This is a genomic window from Trichocoleus sp. FACHB-46 (genome assembly GCF_014695385.1).
In the GTDB taxonomy this organism is placed as follows: domain Bacteria; phylum Cyanobacteriota; class Cyanobacteriia; order FACHB-46; family FACHB-46; genus Trichocoleus.
In genome coordinates this window covers 111,213-133,805 of the sequence record NZ_JACJOD010000011.1, presented here as the reverse complement: position 1 = coordinate 133,805, position 22,593 = coordinate 111,213, and the positions used below count along the sequence as shown (strand labels likewise).

Below are 22,593 nucleotides of genomic sequence, written 5' to 3'. Positions count from 1 at the left end.
AAACATTAGGTATTAAAATTTACCAGGAATAGATTCTGCTGTATTAGCAGAGCCAATAGCGATTAAGCGCAAGGGCACTATCGGGAATACTGATAGGAGATACTTGCTAGCAAGCGCAACCCTAATTCATGCCCACCAGCTTAAATCGCCTCGGTACCCAGGAAAATCGTATGCCAGCCTTCCTGAATAACCTATTTTCTTCAGGACCCTTCATTCCCCACGGACATTGTTATTTATGGCAGCCAGGTTTGGTATGGCTTCACTTATTAGCTGATGCTCTAATTGCTTTAGCCTATTATTCAATTCCCATTACGTTGCTTTACTTTGTCCGCAAGCGAGATGACTTACCGTTTAGCTGGGTCTTTCTCCTGTTCGGCTCGTTTATCATTGCCTGCGGTACTACGCATTTAATGGAGATTTGGACGCTGTGGCACCCTACCTACTGGCTCTCAGGCACGCTCAAGGCTGCCACAGCAATGGTGTCGGTTTACACAGCGCTCGAACTTATTCCTTTGGTGCCTCAAGCCTTAGCATTGCCCAGTCCAGCCCAACTAAAGGCAGCAAATCAGGCTTTGCAACAGCAGATTTTAGAGCGAGAGCAAGCCGAGAAGCAGATTCAAGCGCTGAATGCCGAACTTGAGCAACGGGTTTCGGCACGGACTGAACAACTAGAGGCAGCAAATCGGGCCAAGGATGAGTTTCTCTCTATTCTTTCTCATGAGTTGCGGACTCCGCTGAATGCCATGCTGGGGTGGGCTAGGCTACTGCGATCGCGCCAGCTCAACGAAGCTAAGGCAGAGCATGCGATCGAGACGATTGAGCGTAACGCAAAGCTTCAGGCCCAACTAATTGACGATATCTTAGACATTTCGCGCATCATCCAAGGTAAGCTGCGCCTCAACGTTCGTCCTGTAGAACTTGCTGCTGTAGTAGAGGCCGCGATCGATGTCGTCCGTCCTGCTGCTGATGCCAAAGCGATTCGGATTCAGACTATTCTTGATCCGTCCGCAGGCTCAGTTTCTGGAGACTCCGATCGACTCCAGCAGGTGATGTGGAATTTGCTCTCTAACGCCGTGAAGTTTACGCCGGGGGGAGGCCAAGTTCAAGTCTGTCTAGAGCGTATTAATTCCCACGTAGAAATTACAGTTAGCGATACAGGTCAAGGAATTACTGCTGATTTTCTACCTTATATTTTTGACCGCTTTAGTCAGTCGGATAGTTCTACCACGAGAGTGCAAAACGGGCTGGGTTTGGGGTTAGCTATTGTGCGTACCCTGGTTGAGCTACATGGGGGCAGTGTCTATGCGGAAAGCACAGGCGACGGTAAGGGAGCTACTTTTAAGGTGAGCTTGCCTTTAATGATGATTCCCGGAGAACTGAAGCATTTAGATAAGCTCCGCTCTACTGCGGGCGATGATGTCGGGTTTCCAGGTACTGCTGCTCTAAATGGCTTGCAGGTGCTAGTGGTGGATGATGAAGTGGATGCACGCAGATTAGTGACGGCTGTCCTAGAGCAATGCGGTGCTAGCGTTACGTCTGTCGCTTCTGCTAGTGAAGCATTAGAGGCCATTGAGCGCCTCCAGCCGCATGTCTTACTGAGTGACATTGGCATGCCTCATGAAGATGGCTATGCCCTCATTCGTAAAGTGAGGGAACTGGCGTTGGAGCAAGGGGGTACCATTCCGGCGATCGCCCTAACTGCCTATGCCAGGTTGGAAGATCGCATCCAGGCACTCTCAGCCGGGTTCCAAATGCATATTCCTAAGCCCATTGAACCCGCTGAGCTAGTAGCAGCCGTGGTCAACGTCGCTGGACGCACAGGCCAAATCAGGACTTAAGACCACTGACGATAACGAGCGATCGCTTCCTTAGCTTCGGGGGTGGCAATTTCGGCTAAAGCTCTGGCAGCACTTTGGCTGACTCGTTCCACTTCATCCCTAAAGGCTTCGATCAAGGCAGGCACAGCGACTTCCGCATGCTTGCCCATGAGTTGCAGGGCATAAGCTGTACTAGCTCGCACTGATGCCGCTTCATCCTGTAACAACGGCATGAGCAGCTCCGCGATCGCCGTGTTCTCCGACTCAATTTCTCCTAAGGCTTTCGCCGCCATTGCCTTGACCTCATCCGATTTGTCTTCCAACGCCACAATCAAGTTGGGGACAGCAGCGGTGGCGACAGGGCCAAGACCTTGAAGCGCTTCAGCCGCTGCTCGGCGGAGACCTGCATCTTCCTGCTGCAAAAATTTGATTAATGCAGGTACGGCGGCAGCAGAACCAATTTCTCCAATCGCTTCAGCCGCCCGCGCTCTCAGATCTTCATGCCCTCGCTCAAGCGCTTCTAAAAGACGCGGGATGGCTGCTTGCGCTCCAGGGCCAATGCTGCCTAGCGCCGAAGCTGCGTAAACCTCAATGTCATGCCAAAAGGCATCGATCAGGTGAGGCACGGCTGCCTCGGCTTCATCTCCAAAGCACTGAATCGCGATCGCGGCATCTTGACGAACTTCTGCTTCTGCGTCGGCTAAGCCCGCGATCAAAATCGGCAGCACTTCATCTACAGGAGCCAACTCACCCAGCGTCGCCATCACCGTAGAACGAACAAACCAACTACGGTTATTTACGGCTTGGGCTAGAGCTTGAAACACCTGCTGTTTGGTCGAAGCTGGCAACTCGAAGCGCTCGACCATCGTAGAAATGCCTCTAGCGGCACTGGTCCGCACCCGATCGTCTTCATCCTCCAAATTCTGAATCAGAGCTGAAACTGTGGAGCCGAGGTTGATTTTGCTGAGAGAGGCGATCGCACAGTCTCTGACTGCCGCAGAGCGATCGTTAACAGCCTTGAGTAAAGCGGGAACCGCTGCTTTGGCGGTTGCACCATGTTCACCTAACGTTTTGGCAGCGCCAGCCCGAACCTCAACGGCTGGATCGCTGAGGTTCTGAATCAGCTCAGATATAGTCTCACTCATGGTCTGGGTCTCGCTGGGTCTGGGTCTCGCTGGCTGGAAAAGCAATTTGGCTTCAAGAAACGCTGCATACGAGATTAACCTACTGCAATGCCTCGCTCGACTTGACGTTCTCGGATGCGTTCTAGACTACCGACTGGAATCGCTGCAATCAACTGACGAGTATAAGGTTGTTTCGGTTCGCGGTAGATCGCCTCCGCTGGGCCAATTTCTTCAATCTTGCCGCGATTCATCACCATGATGCGATCGCTCATAAACTTCACCACACTCAAGTCATGAGAGATAAAGATGTAGGTGAGGCCAAATTCGCCTTGCAGTTCTTTGAGTAGGTTTAGGACTTGGGCTTGCACCGATACGTCTAGCGCAGAAACCGATTCATCGCAAATAATGAACTTGGGGTTTAAGGCCAATGCTCGCGCGATCGCAATCCGTTGCCGTTGTCCACCCGAAAATTCATGGGGATAACGGTGCATTAATTGTGGATCTAAGCCGACCCGCTCTAGTAGGTAAGCGGCTCTTTCCCGGTTCTGCCGCTGATTGCCCCGACGATGGATTTTGAGTGGTTCGATCACCGCCGCGCCAACAGTCATGCGCGGGTCCAGCGAACCAAAGGGATTTTGGAAAATAATCTGCATTTCTTGCCGCAGTTGCCGTAAGGCTTGACCCTCCAGGCTGTGGGCAGGTCGCCCTTCAAATAGAATTTGGCCTTGGGTGGGCTCGATCAAGCGCAACAAGGTGCGGGCCAGGGTGGTTTTGCCACAACCCGATTCTCCCACCAAGCCCAGAGTTTCCCCCGGATAAACATCAAAGGAGACACCATTCACAGCCATGACGTAGCGCTTGGTTTCTCCCCAAACTCCTCGCACAGGGAACGCGACTTGTAAGTCTCGCACCGATAACAAAGGTGATTGCTGTTGCAGTTCGGTGAGCCGATGGTCTAGGTCAAAATCACTCATCTCGGCCGCGTTCCGCACCGCTTGGAACATATCCGTTGGCTTTTCTTGGATGACAGTCTCGCCGCTGGGAGTGGTGACTACTTCCATAAAGTCGGAGACGGTAGGGAGTAATTGCAAACGGCGATCGGGTCTGGGGCGACAAGTGAGCAAGCTCTTGGTATATGGATGCTGGGGGCTAGAGAAAATCTGCCAGACCGAGCCATACTCCACAATTCTGCCTTGATACATCACCGCCACCGTGTCGGCAATATCCGCAATCACGCCCAAGTCGTGGGTAATGAACATGATGGACATGTTGCGGCGATCGCGCAGTTCCCGCAGCAAATCTAGAATAGTGGCTTGCACCGTGACATCTAAGGCTGTGGTAGGTTCATCGGCAATCAACAAGCTGGGGTTGCAGCTAATTGCCATTGCAATCATCACTCGCTGAATCTGACCGCCCGAGAGTTCGTGAGGGTAGCGGTCTAAGATGCTTTGCTTTTGCTGATTAATATGACGATTTAGCTCAGCTTCACTCGAGGGATGTGCTAACTCACTTTGAGGCAGTTCTTCTAAGTAACGCTGTTTCAGTTCTTCGTCACTGGGTAACAGCTTCACTTCTTGCAAGAGGGCGATCGCTTGCCGTCGAGCTTCTGCCTCAGAAATGTTTTGATGCAGGCGGATCGCTTCGGTGAGCTGAAATCCACAGGTATAGACTGGATTCAGCGAACTCATCGGTTCCTGGAAAATCATGGAAATTTGGTTGCCCCGATAAGTGCGGCGATGGCTGGGCGGCACCTTGACCAAATCGATCGCCCCTGTATCGCTCTCTGCCGCTTGGAACCAAAGTTCGCCACCTGCCACTCTACCCGGTGAAGGCACCAACCCCATCACTGCTAGAGACGTGACCGATTTGCCTGACCCTGACTCTCCCACAATCCCTAGGGTTTGTCCGCGTTTAACCTCAAAGGAAATTCCATCTACTGCTTTAATCAACCGTTCATCGGTCTGAAACTGAACGTGCAAGTTGCGAACGTCGAGGATGGTGTCAGTCATGGAGTCGTAGGCCACAGGCTCACTGAATCTAAATGAAAATTAGCTGCATCATAACAACACTGAGGAAGGGATGGTGACAGTTAGTCTGGTTTTTTAGTAAGTCGTCAGTACAACTCGTAAGTTTTGCAGTAACTCTTCTGAGGTGTAAGGCTTGGGTAAAAAGCTCTTGACGTTGTTGCTATTGGCAAACTCAGTCATCGGGCAATGAGAAATCAGCCCGCTGACGCCAATGATCTTGACTTGAGGATTAATTTTTTGCAGCGTCCGAATCGTGGTGGGGCCATCCATCGACGGCATCATCATATCGACGAGCACCACATTAATTTCGCTTTGGTGACGTACATATATGGCGATCGCTTCTACTCCATCTTTGGCCGTCAAAACCTTATAACCGTAGTACTCCAGGGAAGTTTTGGTGACTTCACAAATTGCCTCTTCGTCGTCAACTACTAGTACAACTTCACCATGCCCAGCTTTGAGTTCGTCGTACTCAGTTGCGTCCGGTTTGAGGTCATAAGTTTGGGCGATCGGCAAGTACAACTTAAACTCTGTGCCTTGACCAACTCGGCTCTGAACTTGGACAAACCCACCGTGACCTTTCACAATTCCCACGACGGTTGATAACCCTAGTCCTGTGCCTTGACCCACCTCTTTCGTGGTGAAAAAAGGTTCAAACACACGATCAATAATGGCGGGAGGAATCCCAGTTCCCGTGTCAGTTACGGTAATGAGAACGTAAGGCCCCACTTTGGCATCAATATTGAGCTGGGCGTATTCTTCATCTAGCCAGATATTAGTAGCCGCAATCTTCAAGATGCCTCCATTGGGCATGGCATCGCGGGCATTGACGCAGAGGTTGAGCAGGGCTTGATGCAGTTGAGTCGTGTCGCCAGATACCATCCAGAGGTTTGGGTCTACCTCGACTTCAACTTCAATCCATCTAGGAAAGGTTTCTTGAGTAATTTGTCTAATTTCTGTAATGAGGTGAGACATTTGCAGGGTAATGCGCTTACCTTCTACGCCCCTCGCAAACAGCAGCACTTGCTTGACCAGAGCAGCGGCTCGCTTGGTGCTAGCTTCCATTGTTTTTAGCAATTGCTGCTTTTTAGCTTCTGGCAGCTTTGTCGGCATGAGGAGCAGTTGGGCCGACGACAGAATAGGAGTAAGCAAGTTGTTGAGGTCGTGAGCAATGCCGCTGGCTAAAGTACCAATGCTTTCCATCCGCTGGGCTCGGAGGGCTTGAGACTCCAATTGTTTTTTGGCAGTGACATCTAGCAACATAGCAATCACGCCCGTCACTTCACCTTGTGCATTGCGGAGTGGGGCGGCAGAGAGGTTGAGTTCTAGAAAGGAACCATCTCGCTTTTGGCGACTTACCTCTACGCCTGTAAAAGATTCTCCTTGGAACACCCGTTGCCGAAATGCCCGAAATTCTCCTTGCTTAGCCGCAGGTACGATGGGCAAAATTTCGCCCAAAACTTCTGATTCGCTCCAGTCAAAAATTTCTTGGGCGGCTGGGTTCCACACTTGCACTCGTCCTTCTGGATCAAGCACGACGATCGCCAAAGGAGATGCTTGGATCAGTGCTTGGAGCATCTGGCTGGTTTCACGCAACGCTTCTTCGTGGCGCTTGCGATCGCTAATATCTACAATGAACCCTGCCATCTGGCTTGCCTGACCATCGCTGTCAGCAAAGAAATAACCCTTGCTCTCGACTGTGATGTAAGTACCGTCTTGGCGAGCAACCTGAAATTCTTGGTGAAAGGGCTGTTTCGTGACGATGACGCGATCGATTTCTGCGTGAAAGCGGCTACGGTCTTCAGGATGGATGAGAGTGACCCAGCGATCGAGCCCACCTGCCATTTCCTCTGGCGAGTAGCCCAAGATAGCAGTTAAGTTGCCGCCGTAAGTGACTTCGTGGGTCTGCGAATTCCAGTCAAAGAGAATTTGCCCACTGGCTTGAATGATCGCTTCGTAACGATTTTTCCACTCGGCCAACTCAGCGGTATGATGACGCAAATCTGCTTCGATCCGTTTGCGCTCAACCACTTCCTGCTCTAACTGTAGATTTTGGGCTTGCAACTGCTTCGTTAAATTCCGCAAGTTGAGATGCAATTTCACCCGTGCCAACACTTCTTCGTGTTGTAGTGGCTTGGTGATGTAATCGACCGCTCCTAAATTTAGACCTTTGACTTTATCGATGGTCTCGGTCAGGGCCGTCATAAAGATGACCGGAATGTCTTGGGTGGCGTAGTTCAACTTCAACCGACGGCAAGTTTCAAAACCGTCAATTTCTGGCATCAGTACATCGAGTAGGATTAAATCGGGAGAGGCATACTCAGCGGTTTGCAAAGCACTTTCGCCATCCTCAGCGATTAAGACTTGAAACCCAGTATCGGCCAGAAAATCGAATAAAACTCCCAAATTAGCGGGGATGTCATCCACGATCAAGATCACGCCCGACGCGGTAGTATCAACCTTCATGGATGCCTCTTGTTCATACTCTTGGATGAACGCTTGAATGGGTTGGGCTTGGCCTGCTCGGACCAAGGGAGCTGAGAGGAAAGAAGAACCAATGGAATAATTGCACCAGTGCTAAATTTTGATGGAGACTGACAAAATATGGGATTTGCACCATAACAACACTGTGCCCAAGGCAACAGACTGCCACCCAAAGAGTAGCAATTCTATATCTACCTCTATAGGATGACAAACCCCTCAATAAAGCGTCTCTTGTGCAACCTTTATTTACGAGTCTCAGTAGCTTCTAGTATCAGTTTAACGATTCAGCTATAGGAGCGATCGCCGCGACTGTCAGGCTGGTTAGATTAAGCTGCTGCTACTGAGCTGTTGTCGCCGATCTGGATGTAAGGAATCTTTAACTGTGAAGTCTGAGAGCGACTCACGCAATCAAAAAGTAGAGTTACGGCGACTTTTGTTGCAACAGCGACAAGCGATCAAAACTCAGGATTGGCGAGCCAAGAGCGATCGCCTATGTCTCCAAATACAAGCAGCTTCTCTATTTGCTAAAGCCCAAACTATCTTGGCTTACTTCAGTTTTCGCCAAGAACCAGATTTGATGCCTTTAATCAATCAGGCTAGCGATCGCGTTTGGGGCTTTCCGCGCTGTGTCGGTAAGTCTCTGTTCTGGCATGCTTGGTCCGCTACCAGCAATTTGCCTTTGCAGTCGGGAGCTTATGGAATTAAAGAGCCTCATCCCGACTGCCCCGCTCTAGAACCTGAGCAAGTTGATTTGATTTTGGTCCCTGCTGTAGCTTGCGATCGCCAAGGGTATCGGCTCGGTTATGGCGGTGGTTTTTACGATCGCCTGCTGAGTGACCCAGCCTGGGCTACCAAACCTACAATTGGCATTGTGTTCGAGTTTGCTTGCCTAGCAAACTTACCTGTTGATGCTTGGGACCAGCCTCTATCAGCGGTTTGTACAGAAGCTGGCCTGTTTGACGTACCAGAGATACCAGGAGTCTAACCTCTGATATCTTCTGGCTTGTTAGTTGGCATTGCTTAAACTGCGATGCAACTGCTCGCGGGCTTCAGCAAGGGCTTCAGGTAGTTTGCTAGCATCCCGTCCGCCTGCCTGCGCTAGGTTAGGTCGGCCACCACCACCACCGCCACAGAGTTTGGCGATCGCGCCAATAAATTTACCTGCCTGCAAACCAGACTTGACCACGCCAGGGCTAAACGCGGCGACCAAACTAACTTTGTCGGGTTCAGGCACTGAAGCTAGCACGACTGCACCCTCACCAAGTTTCTGCGCTAAGCGCTCTGCCGCAGTCTTCAGCGATTCCGGATCTACACCTTCTAGTTGCGCCACCAAGAGCTTGAAGGTCCCAACAGATTCAGCTTGGCCCAGCAATTGATCTGATTTGGCGAGCGCCAGTTCAGCTTTAGCGGTTTCCAGTTGCTTCTGGGTGTTTTTCAGTTCATTCTGCAAACTGGTGACACGATCGGTGAGTTCTTCTGGCTTGGCTTTGAAGCGATCGCTCAGATCCCGCACCACGCGATCGCGGACATTCAGGTAGTCCAACACGGAGGGACCTGCCACCGCCTCAATCCGCCGCACGCCGGAGGCAACCCCCGTTTCCGAAATGATTTTGAACACGCCGATTTCTGCGGTGTTGCTGACATGGGTACCGCCACACAACTCCATCGAAACACCAGGGAAATCCAGCACGCGAACTTGATCGCCGTACTTCTCGCCAAACATCGCGATCGCCCCTTTGGCTTTGGCTTCAGCGATGGGTACCACCTCAATTTGGGCTGTATGCGCTTCGGCCACCCAGAGGTTGACTTGCTCCTCAACTTGTTGCACTTCTTCTGGAGTCAGAGGGCGAGGGCAGTTGAAGTCAAAGCGCAAGCGATCGAAGGCCACAAGAGAACCTGCTTGAGAAATTGAGTCATCCACCAATTTCCTCAACGCAGCTTGCAATAAATGGGTGGCGGAGTGGTTGGCTTGGGCGCGCCGCCGACAAGCTTGGTCAATTTGCGCTGTGACCGTACCGCCCACTTGCAGCGTGCCTCGCTCAATCCGCCCGAAGTGGACAAAGAAATCTGATTCTTTCTTCACATCATGGACGCGCACGAGCACTGCATCCCCCGAAAGATAGCCGCGATCGCCTACCTGTCCCCCGGATTCGGCGTAGAAGGGCGTTTTGTCTAAGATGATCTGGACTTCGGTGCCTGCTTCTGCGGCTTCAGCCGATTTGCCATCGACTAGCAATACGGCAACTTGAGCCGTGGCCGAGCGTTCCACATAACCCAGAAACTCGGTGGCATGCACATGCTCAGCCAGAGTATCCAGAGAGCCTTGGACAGTCAGGTCAATGGTTTCGTGGGCTTCACGAGAGCGATCGCGCTGCTTCTCCATTTCGGCCTCAAACCCTTCTAGATCCACGGTGAGGTTTTTCTCCTCAGCAATCTCTTGGGTAAGTTCGACCGGGAAGCCGTAGGTGTCGTAGAGCTTGAAGGCATCGGGACCAGAAACTTGAGTTTTCTCCCGCTCCAAAATTTCTGCCAGCAGTTTCTCCCCGCGATCGAGGGTTTTGAGGAATTGGGCTTCTTCGCGCTGCAACTCTGCTTTGATGCTGTTTTCCTTCAGCCGTACATTCGGATAGGCGGCTTCTGCCAAGGCGATCGCAGCTTCTGCGACTCGTGTGGTGAATTCACCTTCAATGCCAATCAGTCGGCCATGTCGCACTACCCGACGAATCAAGCGCCGCAAAACATAACCCCGACCGATATTAGAAGCGGTAATGCCATCCGTGATCATGTGGACAACTGACCGGACGTGATCCCCGATTACCTTCAGCGAGACTTTGGTAGACTCGTCGGCCTGAGCGTAATCAATCCCCGCGATTTCTGCAGCGGCTTTAATAATGGGAAAAATTAAATCAGTTTCATAGTTGTTCGGGACTTGCTGAAGGATTTGAGCCATTCGTTCTAGGCCCAACCCGGTATCAATGTTCTGGTTTTGCAGTGGGGTCAGTTTGCCTTCGGCGTCCCGGTTGTACTGCATGAACACCAGGTTGTAGAACTCGATAAACCGAGTGTCATCTTCGAGGTCAATGTGGGCATCGCCCTTTTCTGGGTGGAAGTCGTAGTAGATTTCTGAGCAGGGGCCGCAAGGTCCGGTGGGGCCAGATACCCAGAAGTTGTCCTTCTCACCCATACGCTGAATCCGATACGCCGGAATGCCGATTTTGTCCCGCCACAGCGCAAACGCTTCATCGTCTTCCTCAAACACACTCACGACTAAGCGTTCTGGAGGCAACCCAAAGACTTCAGTCGCCAGTTCCCAGGCCCAAGCGATCGCTTGCTCTTTGAAATAATCGCCAAAGCTGAAGTTGCCCAACATTTCAAAGAAAGTGTGGTGGCGGGCGGTCCGACCCACGTTCTCAATATCATTAGTGCGGATACACTTTTGAGATGTCGTCGCTCTGCGAAACTCAGGCGATCGCTGTCCCAAAAAAATCGGCTTAAAGGGCAACATACCCGCGATCGTCAGCAGCACCGTCGGATCTTCGGGAACCAACGAGGCACTCGGTAGTATCTGATGGCCTCTGGCTGCATAAAAATCAAGAAACTTTTGCCGAATTTGAGTGCCGCTGAGGGGGGTAAACATGGAACCTTTTTAAAGCGAATTCAGACTGAACAATGACCTCTCATCTATGATGCCGCATGATTCGCCCAACTCTAGGCTTGGTAGCATCAAGATTCTCAAGAGGAATGTTGTGAGCATGGAACCCAAGTACACCTGATCATTTGTCTTCCCCGGGAAATATACGGCTTCAGCTTAGGCTGAAAGCCCTAACCTATCAAGGGAATCAGTAATTCAACTGCTGGTTGCGGATGGTCGTTAATGGTAGGTGTAGATAGTTTCAGCCTGAGTATACTCAATAACACTTAGAGGTGGGATGCCACTCCTAAGGCGGATTTGCGAGATCTAGGCGTTAACAGCAGTAGCAAAGTCTTGGCTTTGCTAAGGTTACGGCCTTGATTTTTTCACTAGGCTTCTAAAACGCCAATGACTGCTTCGATCCTGATAGTTGGAGAAAATTATTTTCTAGCCGCCCTGCTAGATCGGGTTGGCGATTTGGCAGACTGCACCATCGAAACAGCAACGAGCGCCAACGAGGCAATTCCGCTGATTCAGGCTCAGCAGCCCGATTTGCTAATCTTACAGGCTAGTTCCGACAGCCTCTATTTATGCCAGCAAATTAAGGAACAGTCTCGGCTGGCCTGGATTTATTGTCTGTTGCTAGCAGATGATGCCCCAAGGCTGAGTGAGGCCGTTTCCCAGATTTCTAGTCAAGCGGTGGAGTGTTCGGCAGAGGCCTTAGAACGAGGAGCCGATGCTTACTTAGTGATGAATTTGAGTGTTCAGCATGGCAGCTTGGTTGTGGCAGAATTGTCGGCGAGACAAAATCGTCTCCTCCAAGCTCAAGTCCAAGCGGGATTGCGAGTGGTACGAAATCATCGAGAGTTGATGCGGGCCAATGATTTACTGTCAGCGATCGCCCTTTCCGACCCTCTGACTGAACTCAATAACCGTCGAGCGTTGGAGTGGGAGTTGCCACGCCAAATCCAGAACGCCCGAACTCGCACGTTGCCTTTGAGCTTGGTGATGTTGGACGTGGATTATTTCAAAGCGATCAATGACACCTATGGACATTTGGTGGGCGATCGCATGCTGAAGCTGCTTTCGGCTCGTCTGCGGCATAATCTCCGCTTCTATGACACCCCTTTTCGTTACGGCGGCGAAGAATTCGTCATTATTTTGAGCAACACCGATGGTCATGAAGCTCCTATCGTGGGGCAACGCATTTGCCGTCTGATTAGTGAGCAAACTTTTAGAATCGATCCAACCTTAGAAATCCACGCCACGATTAGCGCTGGTATTGCTTCCTTAGAAGCAGAGGATGACTCTAAAGGCATTAGTTTGCTGCGACGGGCCGATCAAAATTTGTTGCGAGCAAAATCTGAGGGTAGAAACCGAGCGATCAGTAGTGCTCCAGATTGCTCTCGATCGCTGGCTTCAGATTCAGCTCCTTCGGTTTAACGCAGCTATCACCCACTCTGGGTCACCCAGCTCAGCGCCATCTTACAGTAGTTATTGCTTGAGTAAGCCACAGCTTGGTAGCCTAAGTCAGTCTGGCAAGATGAGGAAATAGCCACTCATGCCTGCCCCCTGTCTGTGGATTTACGGCAACGAATTCTTAACGCCTATGAGGCAAAAGAAGGCTCGCAGCGCCAACTAGCAAAGCGCTTCAAGGTCAGCTTATCCTTTGGCAGAGACTTGATGCGACACTATCGTGCAACAGGAACGGTGCAACCCAAACCTCATGGAGGAGGAACCGTTGCCAAGTTGGGTCAGGAGCACTTACCCATCGTTGCAGTCTTAGTCCAGGCTCAACCCGATGCCCTTTTGGCAGAGCTCTGTGAGCGCTTTTGCCAACAAACTGGAATTACAGATTATGCCAAGCACTGGGGGATTGAAACCCTGTTTGGCATCTTCAAGAGTCGAGGGTTCTGCTTGGAATCGACCCACCTCAGCGATGGAGAGCGACTCAATAAGCTGCTGGCGTTGCTCTCCTTAGTGCTCTGCTGGATCTTCCTGACGGGGGAGTGGTTGCATCAGCTCAAGCCATTGGTGGTTAAGAAGCATGGGCGCAGAGCCAAGAGCCTGTTTCGCTATGGATTTGACCATCTGCGTCACATCGTCCTCAACTTGGAACACAAAGGAGATCAGTTTTCCGAGGCTCTACAATTTTTGTTCTGTACTTAGCCCCCGACCTTTCCCCAATCGAGTTATGTTGGTCGAAACTCAAGCAACTGTTACGCTCGGCGAAAGCTCGAACTAGCGAAGCACTCGACCAAGCATTAAGCAAGGTGCTCAACGAGTGCATTTCTGATGAGGATGCTCTTGGCTGGTTCGCTCACTGTGGTCTATATCATCTGAGAACTGCTGTAAGTGGAGAAAACCCCAGGTAGCCTATTAGTCAAGTGAGGTCTATAACAAGTGCTTGTATTCTTCATCCACGGTGTTGCTACAAAAGATGCTGACTATTCCAAGCATCTACAAAATCTCTTGAAAAGAGAGTTTACGCGGCGAAACGAAGCCTTGCCACATTTTTACTCAAGCTTCTGGGGTGTTGTGTACAAGCAAACAGGACAACTATGGCACTGGATTCATCAAGATTTACAAGAACTCAAAAAGAATTATCCACAAGTAGATGTGGGAGATGTCTTTCGCTATCAAGAATTTAGAGAAGATTTTATCTCTCAATTTTTTGGCGACATTCTCACCTACTTCAACACCAGCAAGGGCAAGGATATTAGAGAGATTATTGCTGAGCAACTTTATAAGTTTGTCAGGGCGCATCCTGAAGATGATGAAATTCACATTGTTACTCACTCACTAGGCAGCGTAGTTCTATGGGATGTTTTGTTTTCTGAGCAAAACTTTGAATCTGATGATCCAGCCTATGAAATTCGTGCCTTGCTGGGAGTCGTAAAAAATGAGGAGCCAAAGCTTAGAAGCATTACAAAAATGGGCTCGCCCATCTTGTTTTTTAATATGATGCTTAACGTTAAGTTTGAAACAATAGAAAATTTTGCTCGGAAGTATCAAGCTAGCCCTTTAAGGTGGACTAATATTATTCATTCCTCAGATATTATTGCTTATCCCATTCAAGCCAGCCTCAATAGCAAATCTATTCCAGGCCTATTTTTTCGCGATAAATATATTTGGGCTGATGCCAATGCTGCGGAGCGAGGCGCACGGACTTTCGGCCAAGCCCAGGCAGCGATGGCTATAGGAGTGACTGATGCTCATGGTGCTTACTGGCATAGCTCCGGTACTGCTCGTTTAATTACCGCTAATTTGCTAGGTGACGTAACAGCGATCGATTCTTCAACCATAGATACTCAATAAGCACTTGTAGTCAGGTCTTCAACTTCTCTCTAATTAAAGCCGTTATTAACGGTGGGCCTCTACGCCAAACTGCTGGCACATTTCCAGAACTGGGCAAGTAGAACAACGGGGGCGATCGCCTGTACAAATATGTTTGCCAAAGGGCACCAGCAATCGATTAATTTCGATCCAGTATTCGGGTGGTAGCTGCTTCTCTAGTGCTGCCAAGGTTTTTTCTGGCGTGCGGGTGTGGACATAGCCCCAGCGGTTGGTGATGCGATGGACGTGAATATCCACGCTGATGTAAGGCTGGTTGCAAGCAATCCCCAAAACCAAATGAGCGCATTTAGGGCCAACGCCGTTGAAAGAAAGTAGGGTGTTGAGGTCGCAGGGTAACACTCCGTTATGTTCCGCTACGGCTTGTTGGGCGATCGCGTGAATCTGAGGAGCTTTGCCTTCGTGAAAAGTGGAGTCGCTAATCAGTTGGTCAATTTCGGCGATCGCGAGTTGGCTCACTTCTGCGGGAGTCCGAGCTTGTTGGAAGAGGCGACGTGATACGGGTAAGGTGGTTTCGTCGCGAGTGCGAATCGAGATCATGCAAGCCAGCAAAAGCTCGAAGACAGAGTTATAGCCTTCCTCAGCGAGTTCAAACAATGCAGCTTTAGGTAAAGGTTCTACAGCTTGCCGAATCTGGGCGATCGCTACCTCAATCTCAAACGGTTGCTTCTCAGCCACTAAGCGTTACCTCTGGCACTCCCGTAAACCGCGATCGCTTAACTCTCTGCTTGCCGCTGTTTTGCAATCTCTTGCAGCAGTTGATCATCAGAGTAAGAGCTTTCCCAATCGCCTTGTAACTCTAGCCGTACCGATTGTGCTCCACCACTCGGAGTGCAGACCACTCGATAGGTATCTTTGTCTTCGTTGACTTTCGCGGCTTCCTGATTCTCGGCGGTTTGGGAAAGACCCGCATAAGCTTGAATACAGCTCCAGGTAATTCCCTCAGCATCAGTAACTTCTCTTGGCATAAACGCTCTCGCACTCAGTTTTACGGTTTGTAGAGAGAATTATGGCTGAGCGATCGCGTTAAGGGCTTCTATCACAAGCATTAAGCTGGTGAGGAACTTGTGGGTTGTGGTAGGTGAGAATCACTCAAAAAGTGAAGAATTGCGTCACTAATAGCATCTGGGCAGCATACAGCCGCGTCGTGTCCACAATTGATAATGACTTGAAATTGAGCATGAGGCAGGCGAGCATGCAGTTCCTCCCCATTACTCAGGGGAAACCAGCGATCGTCTTTGCCCCAAAGAATCAAAGTTGGACAAGTGATCGCGCCTAGATTATCTTGAATCGGTGTAATTTGGTTCGGCTGTCCTGCCAGCAGTGCCTGAATTTCGCGGGCAGATTGGCGCATATCTACGGCAAATTGCGTCATGGCCCCTGGAATCTCAGTGTAAGGGTAGGTCAACCAATAAATTTCCTCTGGAGATGTAGAGGTGGGGTCTACCATTACTTCGAGGCGAGCAATTTTTACTAGTAAATGCACCAGTGGCCTGACTGGACGCGCTAGCTGCAATTCATCTACCCATTGCACCAACGGCAGCGGGATATCGGCCATCCACTGCATCCCCCAAGTCGGCAAGCGCTTTGGAAAAATGGGGACATTGATCACCACCAACTGAGCGACTAATTCTGGATAGGTTTCCGCTAAAGCGATCGCAGTTAAAGCTCCTAATGACTGGCCCACGACAATCGCAGGTTCGGGACACAACGCTTGAATAATTCGCGCCAACTCCACAAGTTGATGTCCTGGAACTTCAGAGTGGCGAATCTGCTCAGAAAAACCATAACCTTTGGCATCAAAACAAATGACCCGAAAGTGCTGCGATAACGGATCAATCAAATCTCGCCAAGCATAACTCCAGCTAGCAGCGCCATGCACCAAAATTAGGGGTGGGCCGCTGCCTTTTTCTCCATAGGCGATCGCTACTGGATAACCATTCGCATCTAAAATCTGGATTTGCTGTCGGCCCTGTGGAAAGGTTACTTGCCACCAATCCTGTACCATTTCTGCCTCTTTGCCTGGATAACTTTGCCAAAACATGAGTTTGGATTAACTAGGCCATCCATTACTAGCCCAGTCATCCTTAGCTCTTGTCCTTAAATCCTAGCAATCCCAAAACTGCCTAGGATTCATAGCTGTTTTGGCAAAGTCTTGTCGCAAAGTTTTAGCGATCGCAAAACTTAGAAAACTCCTTTCAGCGCAAATTTTTGAAAATCCTTCAAAAAGCCAGTTGCAACACTTCTGCTGCGTCTCATAGCCATGAGTTTTTCGGACTGCTAGCTGGATGCAGGAATTGTATCACTCTAGAATTTTGCCGCTTCTTTATGCAAGTAAATGCGATGAGCTTGTACGATGGCAGCACAGTGATTGGCAGGAGTGAAGATGCAGCGCTACGTCTGTACAGTTTGTAACTACGTTTATGATCCAGCCGTAGGTGATCCAGACTCAGGAATTGCTCCCGGTACCGCCTTTGCCGATTTACCAGAGGATTGGATTTGCCCGCTATGTGGAGCTACTAAAGACGATTTTGAGCCACAGGAATCTTAAACCTCAACAATTTAGGGCATTCAGGGCACTGTGGCAAATTAATGAGGAAAAGCCAGCGATCGCTAGAACTCGATCACATCAAATATTAGTGGACTTGATGTCTTGGGAACTGGCTCAACCCGGCGTTCTAACTCTGCTTGTGCTTAAGCCATGCGAAGGTACCAATCGCAACCAATCCAAGCGCTGCAGTTGCGGAAGGTTCCGGGACACTGGTGGGTTCTTCTGGGGTCTTGACCACAGCTCGATAAATTGTGGCGTGCGATAGGTCTTGAGCGATGCCTTTGCGATTTGTAGACACTCCAGCTGTGGACCACTTGCCACTCAGCACGGAAAAAGGATCGCTGGAGCCATCGAAGAAATAAGCGCTCCAGGAATTGGAAGCTTTCAAGCTGAGCACAAACGGACCTGTTAAAGCGGTATCAACGCTCCAAGTGCCAGAGTTGCCAGAGGTAACATCAAAGGCCCCCGCATCTGATTTGCCGACAAAGGCCCAATCCGTAATTCCTGCAAAAACTCCGGTTGATAACTTACCAAAGAGTGCTCCTGAGCCATCTCCTTGAGCATCATTACCATCGAATGAGCCGATACAAGAGGTGGAAGTACCAAGGCCAAAGGCAGTGACTGTGCCAGCGGAGCAATTTGCGGCTTGGGCAGGAATCGCCGAAAGTGCCAGTAGGCTAACTGCCAGTAGAGGAAGCTTCGTGAAGGAAGTGAATCGCATGGTTATTCTCTGATATCCCAAGGATGATAGACGCTAGTGATTGGGCCGTCTCAGTTGTATAAGTATTTACAGAGAGATGACGGCTTTACTAAGCTAGCAAGCACAAGGATGAAGAGCTTTCGGACAAAAAAATCTTTAACAGCCCTTGAAAATAGGAAGTCCGAGCTGTATTTCTACGTAGCAGAAGTGGAGTTCAACAATTAGGAATGCTAGTGTGCTGACGTAGTAAAGGCAACCTCAAATGGTCAGATGAGTGGGATTACGGCAGCTTGATTTCAGCTAGTCGGCTTCGCTGGAGTTTATCGCTGCAATTTCACTAGGTTAGTCGAAGAACATTCAGTAATTATGAGGCTAGTGTTTAGAGTCAGCGATCGCAGGTTAGGCTGATTGAGGTCGCAGGTTTGTGGTTCTAAACGCGGTATGAGCACTCTAGTTGGTAGTCACCTCCAAAACGGCAAGTATACAGTTGAACAAGAGCTGGGGCGCGGCGGATTTGGCGTTACCTATAAAGCCATCCTGCACTCGCTGGCGCAACCTGTGGTGATCAAAACGCTTGATGCGTCTCTCCGCCGAGATCCCAACTTTGCTCAATCGCAACAGCAGTTTCAGGATGAGGCGAAAAGGCTAGCGTTGTGTATCCATCCCAATATTGTTCGGGTCATGGACTTCTTCACAGAAAACGGTCTGCCCTTCATTGTGATGGAGTATATTCCCGGAGCTACCTTGGATGCTGTCGTTCTGCCGAATACGCCCCTGGGCGAGGCTACTGCGATTCACTATATTCGTCAGATTGGGCTAGCACTAAAAGTTGTCCATCAGAATGGTCTACTGCACCGAGATGTGAAGCCTCAGAACTTGATTTTGCGCCAAGGAACCGATCAAGTGATTTTGATCGACTTTGGCATTGCGCGGGAGTTTTCGCCGGGAGCGGTGCAGACTCATACCAGCTTCGTATCACCTGGTTACGCTCCCATTGAGCAATATCTGCCCCAGGAGAAGCGCACCCCTGCCACTGATGTTTATGGCTTAGCAGCCACTCTCTACATGCTGCTGACAGCTCAAGTCCCTGCCCCCTCAATTCTTCGCGATCGCCAACCCCTCCGAGAACCCAGAGAGTGGCGATCGGACTTGAGTGCTAGGGTCAACCAAGCGGTCGTCAGGGGCATGGCGGTCGAACCTCAATTACGCCCAGCCAGTGTTGATGAGTGGCTCCAGTTGCTACCTGACTCTCAATTTGCCAGTCAGCCAACTCCCTCCGCTACCACCCAAGCGGCAACGGTGGCCGTAATTCCACAACATCGGCCAGTTTCTCGGCCAGCTCCTCGGTCAGTTCCTACGGTCGTTGCTGCATCTCCTCGCTCCCAACTCTGGCGGTACGTGCTGATTGGTGGACTGGCAGCGATCGTAGCTGCAACGGTAGGAGCCTTAGTTGCCAGACAACCCTCCACTTCAAACCCATCCGTAGCCCAACCGAGTCCTGTCGCTCCGCCTTCCAGCCCAGCTCCAACTCAAGAAGCTGCAACTCCCGCTCCAGAAGCCATCTCTACTCCTACACCCCCGGTGCTACCAGAGGCTCCTGAGCCATCACCCCCCGACGAGCCTGAACCGCCCGCTCCAACCTCTCCTGAACCAGAAGGCGACTTAGAACCTGCACCTCCGTCAACTAGTCCCTCTCTACCCCCAGAATCTGAGAACATTCCTCCTGAACCGCCAGACGAAAAAGCCGCAGAGCAACAGCAAGAGGCAGAAGAACGAGCCGCAGAAGCAGCACGAGAAGCAGAAAAACAAGAAAAGGAGCGAGCTAAAGAGCAGGAGAAGGGAGACGGCAAAAAGAGAGATTAGCGCTGGCTTCAGCTTTTTGTGGAACTGAAGCGTTAGCCTAGAATCAAGGATTTGCAATCAGGGTTAGAATTCCTTTGTCTTCACGACCGTTAAAAGTTTTAGTGATTGGGGGCGGAGCGGCAGGCTTTTTTGGCGCGATCGCCTGTGCTGAGGCGCACCCCCACGCGCAAGTCATGCTGCTAGAAGCAGGCCGTCAACTTTTGCCCAAAGTTAGAATTTCAGGGGGCGGGCGCTGCAACGTGACCCATGCCTGTTTTGACCCAGCCGTTTTAACGCAGTACTACCCCAGGGGTGGCAAAGCTTTACGGGGAGCTTTCACCCGTTTCCAGCCACGAGACATGATTGCTTGGCTAGATCAGCATGGTGTGGAACTGAAAACCGAAGCTGATGGGCGAATGTTTCCTACCACCGATGATTCGGAAACCATTGTGGATTGCTTCATTCATGCGGCTAAGGCGGCGGGAGTGGAGATTCGCACTGGAGTTCCGGTGGCGGAAATTACTCGCTTAGATTCCGGCTTTGAGGTGGCGTTAAAGTCTGGGCAGACCCTCAGTTGCGATCGCCTCTTGCTCACCACAGGGAGCAGTCCCCAAGGGTATCAACTCGCTAAACAGTTGGGTCACAAAGTAGCGCCTCCTGTACCTTCTTTGTTTACCTTTAATGTTTCCGATCCGCGTCTGCACGACTTAGCAGGTGTTTCTGCCTCCTCAGTCCGAGTGCGCTTGCGGACAAGCAATGATGAGCAATTCGAGCAAAGCGGGCCATTACTAATTACGCACTGGGGCTTGAGTGGACCAGCCGTACTGAAACTGTCTGCTTGGGGAGCCAGGGCGCTGCATGACAGCCGTTATCAAGGCACTCTGCAAATCAACTGGTTGCCGCAATACAAACCAGAAGCCCTTCGGGAGCAATTGCTTGCAGTGAAGTCTCAGTTACCCAGAAAAGCGATCGCCCCCAATTGCCCAGTTCTCTTACCTCGCCGTCTGTGGGAACGGTTGATTGCTAGTGCTGGCATTACAGAAACAACTCGTTGGGCAGAGCTCTCTAATAAAGCCCTAAACCAACTGCTGCAAGAACTGACTCAGGGTTCCTATACCGTGAAAGGTAAAGGTGCCTTTAAAGAGGAGTTTGTCACTTGTGGCGGAGTCAGCTTAAAAGAAGTGGATTTCAAAACGATGGAAAGCCGCTGCTGTCCAAGGCTTTACCTAGCTGGAGAAATTCTAGATATTGATGGGGTTACAGGCGGCTTCAACTTTCAAAGCGCTTGGACAACTGCTTGGTTGGCAGGTCAGGCGATCGGTTGATGAGCATGCTAGTTCTACCGGAGTGCAATCGCTACCACCAGCGTTGTAAAATTGTCTCGGGAGAGCGCCATAGTCACCAACCGTTGCAGCTAACCGTTATATCAAGCGATCGCGCTCGATTTCTTCAATCACCTGCAAGCCACGCGGATCGCCCACTTTCAGCAAAGCGGTTTTGGCATCTTCTTGCACACCCAGTTCTTCGTCCTCAGCAAAGGCTTCGATTAGCGCATCGATCGCCGTCGCATACACAACGTTGGAAGGTAGTTCACGGCACAGTTGCCCCACCGACCAAGCACAGTTGCTTCGGACTGCCGCTACCGGATCACGTCTTAAGCCTTCGATCAGCGGTGGAATCGCAGCAATCACAGATTCGTAGTTCACATCCGACATTTGAGATAAGGCGCTCGCAGCCCAAAGTCGTACGGCGGAAATATCAGTCTTGAGTGCATCAATCAGCGGCAAGAGAGAGCGGCGATCGCGGCAGTTGCCCAAGGCCCAAACTACGCCTTTACGCACGTAGCCATTCCAATCGCGATTCAGTTGGTCAATCAACGGCTCCACCGCCTCATGACTCGGATTCCGCCCCAAACCATAGGCTGCACTGACTCGCACCAACGGGCAAGCATCCTGTAACAGGCTAATCAACTGCGGAATCGCACGATCATCCTGCAACTCACAAAAAGCTCTAGCTGCCAACATCCGCTGGTTGGTCTCCGGTGCGTCTAAGAGCGCCAGCATTGCCTCTGGATTTGGCTTCGGTGTCTCAGACTCAGCATCAATTGGCCCCATGCGGTCGAGGGGGCTCTCCAGTTCAGCCTCAAGATCGAGTACTGTTAGGTCGTCATCATCATACATACTGTCACTTTACAGCACTTAGCGGGGTGCAGGAGCAGGTCAACAGGTAGAGTTTTTGCGGTAGTGGAACTGCAGAATTGGGGGATGATTTCGCAGTTTTGACTCTATCCCAACTTAACTTGCGAGGTAGTAGTGCCGGAAGGAGTAAGCTACAGATTCTTCGCAAAAATATAACAATATTGGTCAGGATGCAGTATCTAAGCCAACCGTAGTAGTAGCGAGCCACAACATTCCTGAAAATATTAGCGATCGCTTTGGCAAGCTCGCGGAGCCAAAGCCAAAGCCTAAGGCGATCGCGCTAGTACCACTTAAACCCATTTTTCTGCCAAAGTCCTGGTTACCGATACTTACCCTTCGGTGGACGGTGATTCCAACGGCTTAACCATCCATAAAGCCTGCGTTTGAAACCCTAGCTTTTGGTACAGGTTCAGCGCAGGTTGGTTGGCTTGAAATACTTGCAGCCCCAGTTGGCGATCGCCCCTTGCCTGAGACCAAGCGATCGCATGTTGAATTAGAGCCGCAGCAATCCCTCGCCGCCGATGTTCTGGCAGGACATACAGCAAAAAGATACAAGCATGGCGATCGCCTGTCACTTGGTCAACCGAGTTACCCAGCCATAGACAGGCCACGGGTGACAAAGCCGCACGAGACAACAGAGTCGTAGAAGTAGCAGGGCTTGGCTCCTCTAGCTCCACCCACCAGACAGGACTGTCATGAGTCAGGTAGCGCTCCACAGTCTGCGCTAAATGAGAAAAATCTTGATCTGGGTATAGTTCCTGGTAAGTTCGCTGCATAAACTTCACCAGCAACGCTCGTTCCAAGCCAGAGCCAGAGCGCAACCAATAACCTGGCAACAATAGCTTCGGTGAGGACACCGCTACTT

General features: G+C 50.7%; 18 protein-coding genes and 1 pseudogene. 8 read left to right on the top strand and 11 right to left on the bottom strand.

The window, feature by feature from the left end; translation table 11 throughout:
- Positions 1–128 precede the first annotated feature (128 nt).
- Positions 129–1,838, top strand: coding sequence for an ATP-binding protein (locus H6F72_RS07155; protein ID WP_199298945.1), 1,710 nt, complete (start codon positions 129–131; stop codon positions 1,836–1,838).
- Here the strand turns inward: H6F72_RS07155 and H6F72_RS07150 are convergent.
- From H6F72_RS07150 to H6F72_RS07140, 3 genes are all read right to left on the bottom strand, one after another.
- Positions 1,835–2,962, bottom strand: a complete 1,128-nt coding sequence (locus tag H6F72_RS07150) for a sister chromatid cohesion protein PDS5 (RefSeq protein ID WP_190433222.1) — start codon at positions 2,960–2,962, stop codon at positions 1,835–1,837. The two genes, H6F72_RS07155 and H6F72_RS07150, sit on opposite strands and share 4 nt — an antisense overlap.
- Positions 2,963–3,036: 74 nt before the next feature.
- Positions 3,037–4,950, bottom strand: coding sequence for an ABC transporter ATP-binding protein (locus H6F72_RS07145; RefSeq protein WP_190433221.1), 1,914 nt, complete (start codon positions 4,948–4,950; stop codon positions 3,037–3,039).
- Between the two features lie 93 nt (positions 4,951–5,043).
- Complete coding sequence (locus tag H6F72_RS07140) at positions 5,044–7,500, bottom strand: response regulator (protein ID WP_199298944.1); 2,457 nt, start codon at positions 7,498–7,500, stop codon at positions 5,044–5,046.
- Positions 7,501–7,834: 334 nt separating this feature from the next.
- Between H6F72_RS07140 and H6F72_RS07135 the strand changes: the two genes are divergently transcribed.
- The gene (locus tag H6F72_RS07135; RefSeq protein ID WP_190433219.1) at positions 7,835–8,437 is read left to right on the top strand and encodes a 5-formyltetrahydrofolate cyclo-ligase; all 603 of its coding nucleotides are present in this window, start codon (positions 7,835–7,837) and stop codon (positions 8,435–8,437) included.
- A 21-nt stretch (positions 8,438–8,458) separates the two neighbouring features.
- Here H6F72_RS07135 and alaS read toward each other — a convergent pair whose 3' ends face one another.
- Positions 8,459–11,089 (bottom strand): alanine--tRNA ligase, encoded by a 2,631-nt coding sequence (gene alaS / locus H6F72_RS07130; protein WP_190433218.1) that lies wholly within the window; start codon positions 11,087–11,089, stop codon positions 8,459–8,461.
- A gap of 402 nt (positions 11,090–11,491) precedes the next feature.
- Between alaS and H6F72_RS07125 the strand changes: the two genes are divergently transcribed.
- From H6F72_RS07125 to H6F72_RS07115, 3 genes and pseudogenes are all read left to right on the top strand, one after another.
- Complete coding sequence (locus H6F72_RS07125; RefSeq protein ID WP_190433216.1) at positions 11,492–12,526, top strand: diguanylate cyclase; 1,035 nt, start codon at positions 11,492–11,494, stop codon at positions 12,524–12,526.
- Positions 12,527–12,931: 405 nt separating this feature from the next.
- Positions 12,932–13,252 (top strand): annotated as a pseudogene (locus tag H6F72_RS30120) (IS4 family transposase); the annotation flags it as partial.
- 234 nt (positions 13,253–13,486) lie between these two features.
- Complete coding sequence (locus H6F72_RS07115; protein WP_190433207.1) at positions 13,487–14,401, top strand: hypothetical protein; 915 nt, start codon at positions 13,487–13,489, stop codon at positions 14,399–14,401.
- Between the two features lie 45 nt (positions 14,402–14,446).
- On the opposite strand, the gene H6F72_RS07110 is transcribed toward H6F72_RS07115, so the two are convergent.
- The 3 genes from H6F72_RS07110 to H6F72_RS07100 form a co-directional block, all read right to left on the bottom strand.
- Positions 14,447–15,115 (bottom strand): endonuclease III, encoded by a 669-nt coding sequence (locus tag H6F72_RS07110; RefSeq protein ID WP_190433205.1) that lies wholly within the window; start codon positions 15,113–15,115, stop codon positions 14,447–14,449.
- 38 nt (positions 15,116–15,153) lie between these two features.
- Positions 15,154–15,405 (bottom strand): hypothetical protein, encoded by a 252-nt coding sequence (locus H6F72_RS07105; RefSeq protein WP_190433203.1) that lies wholly within the window; start codon positions 15,403–15,405, stop codon positions 15,154–15,156.
- Between the two features lie 80 nt (positions 15,406–15,485).
- Positions 15,486–16,481 carry an alpha/beta fold hydrolase gene (locus H6F72_RS07100; RefSeq protein ID WP_242016826.1) on the bottom strand — a complete coding sequence of 332 codons (996 nt, stop codon included), beginning with the start codon at positions 16,479–16,481 and terminating at the stop codon, positions 15,486–15,488.
- A 342-nt stretch (positions 16,482–16,823) separates the two neighbouring features.
- On the opposite strand from H6F72_RS07100, the gene rd reads away from it, so the two are divergent.
- Positions 16,824–16,988 carry a rubredoxin gene (rd, locus tag H6F72_RS07095; protein ID WP_190433202.1) on the top strand — a complete coding sequence of 55 codons (165 nt, stop codon included), beginning with the start codon at positions 16,824–16,826 and terminating at the stop codon, positions 16,986–16,988.
- A 127-nt stretch (positions 16,989–17,115) separates the two neighbouring features.
- On the opposite strand, the gene H6F72_RS07090 is transcribed toward rd, so the two are convergent.
- Complete coding sequence (locus H6F72_RS07090; RefSeq protein ID WP_190433200.1) at positions 17,116–17,709, bottom strand: PEP-CTERM sorting domain-containing protein; 594 nt, start codon at positions 17,707–17,709, stop codon at positions 17,116–17,118.
- 420 nt (positions 17,710–18,129) lie between these two features.
- Here H6F72_RS07090 and H6F72_RS07085 point away from each other — a divergent pair, with 420 nt between their 5' ends.
- The gene (locus tag H6F72_RS07085; protein WP_190433198.1) at positions 18,130–19,551 is read left to right on the top strand and encodes a serine/threonine-protein kinase; all 1,422 of its coding nucleotides are present in this window, start codon (positions 18,130–18,132) and stop codon (positions 19,549–19,551) included.
- A gap of 74 nt (positions 19,552–19,625) precedes the next feature.
- Positions 19,626–20,855, top strand: coding sequence for an NAD(P)/FAD-dependent oxidoreductase (locus H6F72_RS07080; RefSeq protein WP_190433196.1), 1,230 nt, complete (start codon positions 19,626–19,628; stop codon positions 20,853–20,855).
- A gap of 96 nt (positions 20,856–20,951) precedes the next feature.
- On the opposite strand, the gene H6F72_RS07075 is transcribed toward H6F72_RS07080, so the two are convergent.
- The 3 genes from H6F72_RS07075 to H6F72_RS07070 form a co-directional block, all read right to left on the bottom strand.
- Positions 20,952–21,710: a HEAT repeat domain-containing protein gene (locus H6F72_RS07075; protein WP_190433194.1), complete on the bottom strand. Its 759-nt coding sequence runs from the start codon at positions 21,708–21,710 to the stop codon at positions 20,952–20,954.
- A 183-nt stretch (positions 21,711–21,893) separates the two neighbouring features.
- Positions 21,894–22,028 carry a hypothetical protein gene (locus tag H6F72_RS30705; protein ID WP_255527309.1) on the bottom strand — a complete coding sequence of 45 codons (135 nt, stop codon included), beginning with the start codon at positions 22,026–22,028 and terminating at the stop codon, positions 21,894–21,896.
- 29 nt (positions 22,029–22,057) lie between these two features.
- Positions 22,058–22,585: a GNAT family N-acetyltransferase gene (locus H6F72_RS07070; protein WP_348227568.1), complete on the bottom strand. Its 528-nt coding sequence runs from the start codon at positions 22,583–22,585 to the stop codon at positions 22,058–22,060.
- Positions 22,586–22,593: the final 8 nt, after the last annotated feature.